A 12,204-nucleotide genomic window follows, 5' to 3' on the forward strand; every position below is an offset into this window, starting at 1 on the left:
TTTGTGTAAAAGAGCCCCCAAGCGAGCTCGTCGAGGTGCCCTGTTCGTCGCGGCACGACGGCGAGGTCCTCGCCTCGGTCCGGGTGAACCACGAGACCTTCCCGGGCGAGGCGGCGCTCACCTCGCTCGCCGAGCGGAAGTGCGTGGACCTGGACGCCTCCTACGTACTCGACTCCTGGGTCGACATCGGTGACGCAGAACTCACGTACTACATGCCCGACCGGGAGACCTGGGGCCAGGGAGACCGCCACATCACCTGCCTCTACGGCGACGCGGAGGAGAAGCGTGGTCTGAAGGGCTCGTTCCGGCGTGACGCGACGAACCTCGACGCCGACCAGCTCGCCTACCTGGAGGCGGACAAGGCCCTCTACGAGGCGTACGAGTCGGAGCCCGTCGAGGAGAACATCGAGGACGACCTGACGGGGCACAAGGAGTGGGCGGGCCGCGTCGAAAAGGGCCTCGCCGAGCAGGCCCGGCTGCTGCGCGCGCACGACTGGCCGGCGAAGGCTGACGCCGACGTCACCGCCCTCATCGGCGCGATCGAGCGCAACCGCGAGCAGTGGGCGCAGGCGGCCACCGCCAAGGACGCGGACGCCTTCTACGAGTACTACGTACCGGCCCAGAAGCACATCAGCGGCAAGGCGGAGGCGGCGGCCCGCAAGGCTCTGGGCCTGGCCACGACCTCGCCGAGGGACGCGAACCCCGGGGGTGGGGGCGGGGATCACGAGGGCGGTGAGGGCGCGGCCGTCTGAGATCGGGGGCTACTCAGCCCCGTGGCCGTCCGAGGTCGGCGGGAGACCCGCATCCCCCGCTCACCTTAAGGGTCTTTTGTCCGCTTCTGTGATAGTTCTTCGGCGTGATGTGCGTCAGGACGCCAACCACCCCGACCCGCCCCCGGGTTCCCCGCACCCTCTCCCGCGTCCTCCTCGTCACCGCCACCCTCCTGAACGCCGCGCTCGCGGTCCTCGTGGCCGCCCCGCTGCCCCGCATCTCCCTCCTGGTGCTCGTCGCGGCGGCGGTCACCTCCTGGGGGCTCGTCCTCGCGCTGCCCGCCGCGCTCGGCCTCGCGGCCGCCATGGCCGGCGGGCGGCGGCACCCCTGGAGCGCCGGCTTCGCCGCGCTCAGCGCGTTCGCGGCGCTCGTCTACGGAGTGATGCCCTACGCGGCCGCGCACGGCACCGCTGATGACTACGGGCAACCCCTGAACCCTGCCGCGTACTTCGAAGGCGTCAATTACGCCAAGGCTCCCGACGGGGACCGCACCCGCTCCTACGCCCGCACCGGCGAGCGGCGCGGAAAGCTCGATCTCTGGACCCTTCCGAAGCGGGACGGTGTGCGGCATCCGGCCGTGGTCTGGGTGCACGGCGGCGGCTGGAACAGGGGGCACCGCGGCCAGACGCCCGAGTGGAACCGCTGGTTCAACGAGCGCGGCTGGTCGGTCTTCGACATCGACTACCGGCTCGCGCCGCGCGTGACCCAGCTCGACCAGATCGGCGACGTGAAGTGCGCGGTGGGCTGGGTGCGGCGGCACGCGCGCGTGTACGGCATCGATCCCGACCGCCTTGTCCTTGCGGGCAGTTCGGCGGGCGGCAACCTCGCGCTGGCGGCCGCCTACACGGAGGGTGACGACCGCGTCCCGGCGTCCTGTGCGGTGCGTGACAGCTCGGTCTCCGGGGTGATCTCCCTCTATGGGCCGACCGACATGCGCCGCCTCATCGACGGCACCGCACTGCGCGGCGACCCCATGATCCCGCGCCTGATGGGCGGTTCGGCGCAGAAGCGCGGCGGGGTGACCGTCCCCGGGCGCTACCGCCTGGGCTCGCCCGCGAAGCTCGTACGCACCGATGTGCCGCCCACCCTGCTCCTGCACGGCAGCGCGGACCGTGCGGTGCCGGTGGCGCAGGCGCGGGAGCTCGCGCGGCGCCTGAAGTCGGCCGGTGCTCCGGCGACGTATGTCGAACTGCCCTGGGCGGACCACTGTTTCGACGTGAACTGGGGCGGCTGGGGCAGCCAGATCGCCCGTTCGGCGATCTCCCGCTTCCTGTCCGTCCGGGGTGAGGCCGCCGAAAACGATCGCCATAGCCCCGGAAAGGCCCCTGCGTAAAGACCTGCACGCCCAGAAATCATCACTTCGGGTGATTCCTTGGCCTTGGGTTGCGGTCAACAACCCACGGTTGCCAGGCTGTTGCTGTCTGTCAACCTGATGGGAGTGGCCAGTGACTTTCGGTGAGCAGCCGGCGTATCTGCGCGTCGCGGGTGATCTCCGCAAGAAGATCGTCGACGGTTCGCTGCCGCCGCACACCCGGCTCCCCTCGCAGGCCAGAATCCGCGAGGAGTACGGCGTTTCGGACACGGTCGCCCTGGAGGCCCGCAAGGTCCTGATGGCCGAAGGTCTGGTCGAGGGGCGCTCCGGATCGGGCACGTATGTGCGCGAGCGACCGGTGCCCCGCCGCGTCGCCCGCACCGGCTATCGGGCCTCCGGCGGCTCGACGCCCTTCCGCCAGGAGCAGGCGGAGGACAGCGCGCGCGGCACCTGGGAGTGCCGCAGCGACCAGGTGGAGGCGAGCAGCGCGATCGCCGAGCGGCTCGGCATCCGCGCGGGCGACCGCGTGATGTGCACCAAGTACGTCTACCGGGACGCGGGCGAGACGATGATGCTCTCCACGTCCTGGGAGCCCCTCGCCGTCACCGGGCGCACGCCCGTGATGCTTCCGGAAGAGGGTCCGCTCGGCGGCTGCGGAGTGGTCGAACGGATGGCGGCCATCGATGTGGTCGTGGACAACGTGGCGGAGGAGGTCGGCGCGCGCCCGGGGCTTGCGGAGGAGCTCATGGCGCTCGGCGGCGTCCCCGGCCATGTGGTGATCGTCGTGCAGCGGACGTACTACGCATCGGGGCGCCCGGTCGAGACGGCCGACGTCGTCGTGCCCGCCGACCGCTACCGGATCGCATACCACCTGCCGGTGCGGTGACCGAGTGCTCCGGCGCACGCCCGGAATCCGGACGGGCCCGTCCGCCCGCCGTGATCGCGAGTTAACGCGCGCTCAACTTCCTTAACGGCGGAGCAATCGCGCCTTGCAACAAATTGTCATGCACGGCTCCTAACTTCCTCGTCCGTACCCGCAATCCGGTCGGACGACAGGAACCCTCATGACGGATACGGCCACCCGCGACACCAGCGCCGCCGCAGGCCCGCCACCCAAGCGCAGTTACGCCAAGATGGCGGCCGACGAGAGCCGCGAGGACTACTCGCTGCGCTATGCGCCGCACTCCTTCAGGCGCTGGTCCCCGACGATGGTGGCCTCCACCGCACTGGGCGGCATCGCCTACCTCGCGGACTTCGCCATCGGCGCGTCCATCGTCTTCACCTACGGCTTCACCAGCGGACTCGCCTCGATCCTCTGTGCCGCGACGATCATCTTCGTCACCGGCATCCCGATCGCCCGGGCGTGCGCCAAGTACGGCCTGGACATGGACCTGGTGACCCGCGGCGCCGGCTTCGGCTACTTCGGGTCGACGCTGACGTCCCTCATCTACGCCTCGTTCACGTTCATCTTCTTCGCGCTCGAAGGCTCGATCATGGCGCAGGCCATGCACCAGGCCGTCGGACTCCCGGTGGAGATCGGCTACTTGATCACGACGCTCATCGTGATCCCGATCGTCTTCCGCGGCATGGGCGCGCTGGCCAAGGTGCAGGCCTGGACGCAGCCGATCTGGCTCATCGGCATGGTGCTGCCCTTCGTGGTGCTCGCTTTCGAGGCCCCGGACGCCTGGGGCGCGTTCGGCTCCTTCGGGGGCACCGAGGGGGCGGGCAGCGGCTTCTCCTGGCTCTCCTTCGGGCTCGGCACGGGCGTCGCGCTCTCCCTCATCGCCCAGATCGGCGAGCAGGCGGACTATCTGCGCTTCATGCCCGCCAAGACCGAACAGAACAAGAAGCGTTGGAATCTGGCCGTTCTCGCAGCAGGCCCCGGCTGGGTCATCATCGGCGCGGCCAAGCAGCTGGGCGGCGCGTTCCTGGCGTTCGTGGCCCTGGAGGCCGTCGGCAAGACGCACGCCCTGGAGCCGATCGCCCCGCAGATCGAGGCCCTGAAGCCGTGGCTCGGCTCCTTCGCGCTGCCCGCGGCCGCCCTCTTCGTGATCGTCTCGCAGATCAAGATCAACGTGACCAACGCCTACAGCGGTTCGCTGTCCTGGTCGAACTTCTTCTCCCGCGTGACGCACAAGCACCCGGGCCGGGTCTGGTACATCTTCCTCAACCTCGCCATCGCGCTGACGCTGATGGAGATGAACATGTTCGCGGCCCTCAACAAGCTGCTCGGCTTCTACTCGAACGTGGGCATCGCCTGGATCGCGGCCGTCGCCGCCGACCTCGTCATCAACAAGCGGATGGGCTGGAGCCCGCCCTACATCGAGTTCAAGAGGGCGTATCTGTACGCGGTGAACCCGGCGGGCTTCGGCTCGATGGTGATCGCGTCGGTGGTGTCGATCCTGGCCTTCTTCGGCCTCTTCGGGGAGTACGCGGAGGCCTTCTCGACCTTCATAGCGGCCGGACTGGCCGTCGTCCTCTGCCCGTTGATCGCCTGGGCGACGAAGGGCAAGTACTACCTGGCGCGGCCCAACCCGGTGAACGGTCCGCACATCGATGTCCCCGACGTGACGGCCACGCACGCGTGCAGCGTCTGCGAGACGGCGTACGAACTCCCGGACATCGCGGACTGCCCCGTCCAGTCGGGACCGATCTGCTCGCTGTGCTGCTCCCTTGACGCCGAGTGCGGCGATGTCTGCCGTACGTCGCCGTCGAGCGAACCGGTGCTGATGCCGATGCCGACGATGCCCGTGGCGCACGACGGCTGACACGGGCTCGCACCGGCCGAACCGGTGCCGTCAGGGGGCGCATCCGGTGGGATGCGCCCCTCGGTCATGGCCAATTGCGTACCTCTTTGTGCAAAGTCGTATCCGCTGCGTGAAGGTCGGGCGTAGGCTCGGGCATATGCGGAATGGGGTTTCCTTACTGATCGAGGCGTGGCGCGCGCCGGGGGCGGCGAGCGGAGGGGCGCGATGAATGACGGGACGGTCGTACTTCCCTGGCAGGTGATCCGGCAGGACGACAACGGCAACCGCTATCGCGTGGGCAGGTACGCGACGAAGGCGGAGGCCGAGAAGATCGCCGACAGCCTCGACGACCGCGGGCACAAGCAGCTCTACTGGGTCGAGAAGCTGAGCCAGAACGGCAGCGCGCACTGACCGCATAGGCTCCGGCGCATGACGGATCGGATCGTGGTGGGCGCCGCCCTGTACGACGACGGACGCCTCCTCGCCGCGCGGCGCAGCGCGCCGCCGGAGCTGGCGGGCCGCTGGGAGCTGCCGGGTGGCAAGGTCGAGCCGGGGGAGCACCCCGAGGAAGCCCTGGTGCGGGAGCTGCGCGAGGAGCTCGGCGTCGCCGCCGAGCCGGTGGCCCGGGTGCCCGGCCAGTGGCCGCTCAAGCCCGGCTATGTCCTGTGGGTGTGGACCGCGAAGCTCCTGTCGGGGGACCCGGAGCCGCTGGAGGACCACGATGAGCTGCGGTGGCTCGCGCCGGACGAGATCTGGTCGGTGGACTGGCTGGACGCGGACGTGCCCGCCGTCACCGCCCTCGGTCACCTTCGCTGACGGTCGAGGCCTCGTTGCGGAGGTCGAGGCTCCATTTGACGGAGTTTCGAGGCCTCGTCTGGCGGAGTTCGATGAGGGGCGTGCGCGCCTGTATCGCAAGGGCCTTGAGCCACACGTACGCCGTTCGTGCCACAGTGCGCCCCAGTAAGCGGTAATTCCGCCGGGATATCGGGTATGTGCCCATTAACCCCATGAAACCGGACAGGGTCCGCTGCTGCTGGTCTGGAAGTGATCGGCGTGATCGACACCGAAGGCGACTGCGCCGAGTGGAGTTTTCCCGCGGACCCCGGCGCCGTGCGCACAGCCCGGGCCGTCGTCCGTGAACAGCTCCGCGCCTGGGGCCTCGCCTCCCTCGGTGACATCACCGCCCTGCTCGTGAGCGAGCTGGTCACCAATTCCCTGCGTCATGCCTCGGGCCCGATCGGCGTACGCCTCGTGCGCCCCGCCGACCCCGTGGGCGCCCTCCTCGTAGAGGTCTCCGATCCGCTCCCCGACCCCCCTCGGGAACGTGCCGCGGCCCTTGATGACGAGGGTGGCCGGGGGATCCAATTGGTGGCCCACTCGTCGCGCCGCTGGGGGACACGGCAGGGCAGGACGGGGAAGACGGGGAAGACGGTGTGGTTCGAGCTGGTGCTGCCGGGTTAGAAGACTGGCAGCGTGGGACGGACACAAGACGGTGACGGGCCAAAAAGAGTTGAGTCCGTGCTGTGATCGTGAACGCCATGTGGCGTGGCGCCGTAGTGCTGGATACTGCGGGCAGCCGCATCCGGTGACCGGTGCCGGACGTGGTGAGCTGGAGGGGACGGTTCGCGTGAGCGAGATACCAGCGAAGGCGACGGAGCAGGACGGGCCGTCGGGTGACGCTAGGGGCGAAGCTGCGGATGACGTGATGTGGCAGAGCAGTCCACCCGGTTCGATATACGACTACATCAAGGTGGCCGCCTTCTCGATCGGCCCCGACGGACTGATCGACCAGTGGAGCCGGCGCGCTGAGCAGCTGTTCGGCGTGCGTGCCGAGGACGCCGTGGGCAAGGACCCGATCGAGGCGTTCGTCCCGCACGAGCTGCGCAGCAGCGGCCACCGCAAGATGGCGGAGATCCTCGACGGCAGAGAGTGGACGGGATCCGTCCGCTTCCGGGTGCCGGAGGAGAGCGGCGAGCCCGCTCCGCAGGCCGGCATCTCCGAAGGCATCGCCGAGGTCTATGTGATGCCGACCGCCACGGAGGACGGTGAACGGGCCGCCGTCTGCATCGTCGTCGACGTACGGGCGCTGCGGCAGATCGAGACCGACCTCGCCGCATCGCAGGCCATTTTCGGCCAATCTCCCTTCGGCTTCCTGCTGTTCGGCACGGACCTCAAGGTGCAGCGCGCCAATCGCCGCTTCGCCGCGGTCTTCGGAGGCGCCGTCGACGACCACCGCGGCCGCACCGTCCACGACTATCTGCCACGCCACGAGGCCGACCGCATGGCCGCCGCGCTCCGGCGCGTCCTGGAGACCGGCGAAGCCGTGACCGACATGCAGATCGTCGGCCCCGCCCCCGGCAGCAACGCCCGCCGCCACTGGTCGATCAACCTCTACCGCGTGCACAGCGGTTCGGGCCACCCCATCGGCATCGCGGGACTCGGCACCGACGTCACCCAGCGGCACGCCGCCGCCCGCGAGGCCGCCCACGCCCGCCGCAACCTCGCTCTTCTCAATGAAGCGGGCGCCCGCATCGGCAACTCCCTGGACCTGGAGACGACCGCGCGCGAGCTGCTCGACGTCACCGTCCCCGGCTTCTGCGACCTCGCCTCCGTAGACCTCTATCAGGGGCTGCTCGACGGCGACGAGACCCCGCCCGGCCTCGCCGACGGAAGCGCCGAACTGCGCCGCGTGGCCTTCGCGAGCGCCGTCGCCGACGCGCCCTTCCCGGAGGGCGGCACCCCCGTGGACGTGGGCGCCGTCCACCGCTTCGCCTTCACATCGCCCTGCGCCGACGCCCTGCGCACCGCACGGCCGCGCCTCGTGACCGCCGTCGACGACGGCTCCGCGAGCAGGCTCACCGGGGGGCTCGTCCAGTCGACGCTCGCCGTTCCGATGGTCGCCCACGACACCGTCGTGGGGCTCGCCCAGTTCTCCCGTACGAAGGGCAGCGAGCCCTTCGGGGAACGCGACCGCTCCCTGGCGGTCGAACTCGCCGCGCGCGCCGCCGTCTGCATCGACAACGCCCGCCTCTACCGGCGCGAACACGAGCGCGCGCTGATACTGCAGCGCTCCCTGCTGCCGCCCGGCGACCCGGAGGCCTCCGGCCTGGACATCGCCTGCCGCTATCTGCCCGGCAACGCGGCCACCGAGGTCGGCGGCGACTGGTTCGACGTCATCGAACTGCCGGGCCACCGCACCGCCCTGGTCGTCGGCGACGTCATGGGCCGCGGCCTGCGCGCCGCCGTCGCCATGGGCGAACTGCGCACCGCCGTGCGCACCTTGGCGCTCCTGGACCTGGAGCCGGCCGAGGTGCTCTCCGCGCTCGACGAGATCGCCCGCGGCCTCGGCGACCCCTCGGGCACCCAGCAGGCCACCCGAGCGGCCCGTCAGACGCGCTCGTCGGCCGAGACGGACCTCTCCGAGGTCTACCTCGCCACCTGCGTGTACGCGGTCTACGACTCCGTCACACGCCGCTGTACGTTCGCCAACGCGGGCCACCTGCCGCCCGTCCTCGTCGAGCCCGACGAGTCGCCGCTCATGCTCGACGTGCCGCCCGGCATGCCGCTGGGCGTCGGCGGTGAGCCCTTCGAAGAGGTCGAGGTCGAACTCCCCGAGGGCTCCCTGCTCGCGCTCTACACGGACGGCCTCGTCGAATCCCGCGACCACCCGCTCGACGAGGGCCTGAACGCCTTCGTACGCGCCCTCGACACCCCGCTGTCGGCCCTTGAGGACGTCTGCGACCACGTCCTGAACACCCTCGACACCCACCACGGAGAGGACGACATCGCGCTCCTGATGGCGCGCGTCCAGGGCCTGCCCGCCGAAGCCGTCGGCGACTGGACACTGCCGCGCGACCCCAAGTCGGTGGGCAGGGCCCGCGAACTGGCCTGCGCACAGCTGCGCACCTGGGACCTGGAACCGCTCTGCGACACCACGGAACTCCTGGTCAGCGAGTTGGTCACGAACGCTCTGCGGTACGGCGAAGGCGACATCAGGCTGCGGCTGCTGCTCGACCGCACCCTGGTGTGCGAGGTGTGGGACGCGGGCCTCGTCCAGCCGCGCCGCCGGCGCGCGCGGGACACGGACGAGGGCGGCCGCGGGCTGCAGCTGGTCGGGCTGCTGAGCGCGGCGTGGGGCTCACGGAGGACGCCGCGCGGCAAGACCGTGTGGTTCGAGCTGCCGCTGCCGGACAGCGGGGTGGAGCCGATGGACGCGGCGGAGGCGCTGCTCAGCCTGTTCTGAGGGCCGCGCCTTCGGGGTGCCCGTTTGTGCTGTCGCGCCGCTACGTAGTGGCCTTCAGGGCGGCGAGCCGGGCGGCGACCTCCGCCTCGTCGCCCAGGCCGTCCAACTGCTCGAACTGCGCGTCCAGGGACGACGCGGCGAGCTCCTGCTTGCCCATCGCCCTGGCCTCCTCGCGGCGCACCTTGTCCTCGAAGCGGGCCAACTCGCTGGTCGGGTCGAGGACGTCGATGTTCTGTGCGGCGTCAAGCATCTGGTTCTGCGCCTGCGCCGTCTTGGCGCGGGCGACCAGCTGATTGCGCTTCGACTGGAGCTGCGTCAGCTTGATCTTCATCTGGTCGAGGCCCGACTTCAGTTTGTCGACGACCTCGGTCTGCGAGGCGATCGTCGGTTCGGCGTCCTTGGCCTCGCGCTCCGACTGCAGCTGCCGTTGCAGCGCGACCTTGGCCAGCGTGTCGAACTTGTCGGCCTCCACGGCGCTCCCGCCGGACCGCAGCTCGTCCGCCTTCCTGCTGGCGGCGACCGCCTTGGCGCCCCACTCATCGGCCGCGTCCTTGTCCTCCTTGTGGTCGAGTTCCAGCATCCGGAGATTGCCGATGGTGGTCGCCACCGCCTCCTCCGCCTCCCTGATGTTGTTCGTGTAGTCACGGATCAGCTGGTCGAGCATCTTCTGCGGATCCTCCGCCTGATCGAGGAGGGAGTTGATGTTGGCCTTCGCGAGCTGGGCGACTCGGCCGAGGATCGTCTGCTTGGTCATGTCGAGACTCTCTCTATGAGGATGCGTAGGGCTGATGGGGTTCCAGGAGAGATACGAAAAGGTCTTCGCGAGGGGGACTTCGTTCGACGGCTCAGAACCGGCCGCCCCCGCCCATCCGCCCCCGCGTCCCTCCGCCGCCGAAGCTCCCGGGGCGGCCGCCCCCGAAACCGCCCTCTCCGAAGCCGCCGCCCGCGCCGCCCGCCCCGCGGCCCATGCCTCCCAAGAGCTCGCCGAGGATGATGCCGCCGAGCACCGCGCCGCCCATGCCGCCGCCGCGGCTGCCACCGCCTCCGTAGGGGGTGCCGAAGCCGCGTACGTCGCCCTCGGCGAGCTGCTGCGCCTGCCGGGCCCTGGCGTCGGCCTGCTGGGCCTCGGCGAGCGCCGTGGCGACGTCGGAGTCATGGGCGGCCTCCGCGCCCGCCAGATGCCGCTGAGCCTCCGCCAGACGGGTCCTTGCCTCGCTGCCCACCGCGCCCCGGTGCGTGCCGATGAAGTCGGCCGCCGCTCCCACGGCGCTGCGCGCGGTGAGCATGGCCCGGCCGAGGAGGGCGACGGCGCGCCGGTCGGTTACCTCGCGTTCGCGGGCGCCCGCCAGGGACGCGTCGAGGGCGGCGTCGGCCTCCTCGACCCGGCGCAGGGCGTCGATCGGGTCGTGGGGTCCCGCCGCCATCTGCTTGCGGACCCCGGCGACGACCGCTTCCGCGCGGGCGATACAACCGTGCAGGTCGGCCGTCGGGACGCCCTCCAGGGTGCCTTCGAGGAGGCCGCGCGCGTCGGCGAGGTCGGTCTCCGCCTCGGTGAGCGCCTCGGGGAGCTTCTCCGCGGCCAGCGTGAGCTCGTCCGCGAGCCGCTCGACCGCGTCCACGAAGGTGCCCGCCTGGTCGACGGCTCCCTCGGCGGCCCGCAGATGGACGGCGGCTGTGCCGTTGTCGCCCGCGTCGATCGCCTGCCGTGCCTGGTTCAGGTGCGTCGTGGCGAAGACGAGACGGTCCTTGGCCTGCTCCACATGGCCCACGACCTGCGCGGAAGCGGACGGCGCGTACTTCTCGCGCAGGGCGGCGAGGGTGCCTTGCGCGGTCGTGGTACGCCCGCTGACCTGCCGGAACACCGTCTCGGCGTGCTCCAGGGCCTGTGCCGCGTCGCGTTCGAGGGCGCGCAGCTGGTCGAAGCCCGCGGCCTCCGCGTCGAGGCGGCGGCCCGCCTCCGTGCAGCGCGTGACGATCTCTTCGAGCATGGCCCGTCTGGTCGCGTCGTCCTCGGGATGGGCGTCGTCAAGGCGCTGGCGCACCCGGAAGGCCGTCGTCAGCTCGTCACGGGCGTACGTGAGCGCGTCGGTGAAGGGCCGCACCGCGTCGTCGCCGAACTGGGCGGTGGCGAAGCCGAGTTCCTCGGCGCTGGTACGGATCGCGTCATCGGTCTCCACCAGGAGCCGCTTGGACTCCTTGTCGAGCTCGGGGAGCGAGGCCGGCTGTTCTCCTTTGCCCCGTCCGCCGCCCCCGGGCGTCGTACGCGTGGTCGCGCGCCGTTTGCGGCGGCTGTAGGCGACCGCGGCCATGGCCCCCGCGGCGCCGACCGCCACGACCGGCAGGACCAGGTCGCCGCTCGACGTGTCGTTTCCGTCGCCCCCGGCTCCGCCGCCCGGATCGGGGTCCCCCGGAGTGATCGTCGGGGTGGGCACGGGGCTGCCCGCCAGGACCGCGCTGTAGCCGTTCGCGGCTCCGATGGCCGCGCCCGCCCAGTCGTTCGCGCGCAGCGCGGGCTTGATCGCGGTGGTGGCGACATCCCGCAGCTGATCCTCGGTGAGCCGCGAACCGCGCTCTACGGAGTAGGCGTACTGGCGGTCGTGTGTGGCGACGGCGAGCAGCACGTCGTCCTGGCCCAGGCCGTTGCGCTCGGCGGTGGTGTCCGCCCAGTCCTGCGCCGAGCGGCCGGAGAAGTCACGTACGTAGACGACGAAGAGCTGCACGCCACGGTCGTCGTAGAGCCGGTCGAGTGCCTGCTCGGTGACGTCCTCGCGGTCGCCGAGTGCGCCTGCCCTGTCGGTGGTCTGGCCGTCACGGGAGAGCGTGACCGGGTCTTCGGCCGGTACGGCGAATGCCGCGGGGGCGGGCAGGAGCAGCAGGCACCACGTGAGCAGTACGGCGGCTGCCGCTGCCGCCCGCACGGGTATGTGCGAGGGCGGCGTCACATTTGGGAGCGTATGGCCGTCTTCGGGGGTGCGCGACCGGGGCCGGGGGATGGCCCGACCCCCGGTCCGATGGCCGGGGCCCGGTCTGCCGGCCGGCCCCCGGTCGCCCCGCTCAGAGTCTGAACCGCTCCGTGGCCAGGAGCGGCCGCGCGCGTGGGGGGAAGCCGCCGGCCTGGAGCGGCGCTGCGC

At 71.0% G+C, this 12,204-nt stretch carries 10 protein-coding genes; 8 read left to right on the forward strand and 2 right to left on the reverse strand.

Going from position 1 to position 12,204, the window contains the following annotated elements; genetic code table 11:
• The 8 genes from ACFWY6_RS20755 to ACFWY6_RS20790 all read left to right on the forward strand — a co-directional run.
• Positions 1-752 (forward strand): septum formation family protein (locus tag ACFWY6_RS20755; protein ID WP_384692318.1); only part of this gene is annotated, 752 nt, incomplete at its 5' end.
• A 107-nt stretch (positions 753-859) separates the two neighbouring features.
• Positions 860-2,104 (forward strand): alpha/beta hydrolase fold domain-containing protein, encoded by a 1,245-nt coding sequence (locus ACFWY6_RS20760; protein WP_384692336.1) that lies wholly within the window; start codon positions 860-862, stop codon positions 2,102-2,104.
• Positions 2,105-2,216: 112 nt separating this feature from the next.
• A complete protein-coding gene (locus tag ACFWY6_RS20765; RefSeq protein WP_384692321.1) occupies positions 2,217-2,969 on the forward strand; it encodes a GntR family transcriptional regulator in 753 nt (250 codons plus the stop codon).
• A 178-nt stretch (positions 2,970-3,147) separates the two neighbouring features.
• Positions 3,148-4,851, forward strand: a complete 1,704-nt coding sequence (locus ACFWY6_RS20770) for a purine-cytosine permease family protein (protein ID WP_384692324.1) — start codon at positions 3,148-3,150, stop codon at positions 4,849-4,851.
• A 204-nt stretch (positions 4,852-5,055) separates the two neighbouring features.
• A complete protein-coding gene (locus ACFWY6_RS20775) occupies positions 5,056-5,241 on the forward strand; it encodes an SPOR domain-containing protein (RefSeq protein WP_361811489.1) in 186 nt (61 codons plus the stop codon).
• Between the two features lie 18 nt (positions 5,242-5,259).
• Positions 5,260-5,646, forward strand: a complete 387-nt coding sequence (locus tag ACFWY6_RS20780; protein ID WP_266870497.1) for a (deoxy)nucleoside triphosphate pyrophosphohydrolase — start codon at positions 5,260-5,262, stop codon at positions 5,644-5,646.
• 228 nt (positions 5,647-5,874) lie between these two features.
• Positions 5,875-6,291, forward strand: coding sequence for an ATP-binding protein (locus ACFWY6_RS20785; RefSeq protein WP_384692327.1), 417 nt, complete (start codon positions 5,875-5,877; stop codon positions 6,289-6,291).
• Between the two features lie 166 nt (positions 6,292-6,457).
• Positions 6,458-9,073, forward strand: coding sequence for a SpoIIE family protein phosphatase (locus ACFWY6_RS20790; protein ID WP_384692329.1), 2,616 nt, complete (start codon positions 6,458-6,460; stop codon positions 9,071-9,073).
• A gap of 40 nt (positions 9,074-9,113) precedes the next feature.
• On the opposite strand, the gene ACFWY6_RS20795 is transcribed toward ACFWY6_RS20790, so the two are convergent.
• Positions 9,114-9,827, reverse strand: coding sequence for a PspA/IM30 family protein (locus ACFWY6_RS20795; protein ID WP_384692331.1), 714 nt, complete (start codon positions 9,825-9,827; stop codon positions 9,114-9,116).
• Between the two features lie 91 nt (positions 9,828-9,918).
• Positions 9,919-12,015 carry a TPM domain-containing protein gene (locus ACFWY6_RS20800; RefSeq protein WP_384692333.1) on the reverse strand — a complete coding sequence of 699 codons (2,097 nt, stop codon included), beginning with the start codon at positions 12,013-12,015 and terminating at the stop codon, positions 9,919-9,921.
• Positions 12,016-12,204: the final 189 nt, after the last annotated feature.

Source organism: Streptomyces sp. NPDC059037, assembly GCF_042740015.1.
Taxonomy (GTDB): Bacteria; Actinomycetota; Actinomycetes; order Streptomycetales; family Streptomycetaceae; genus Streptomyces.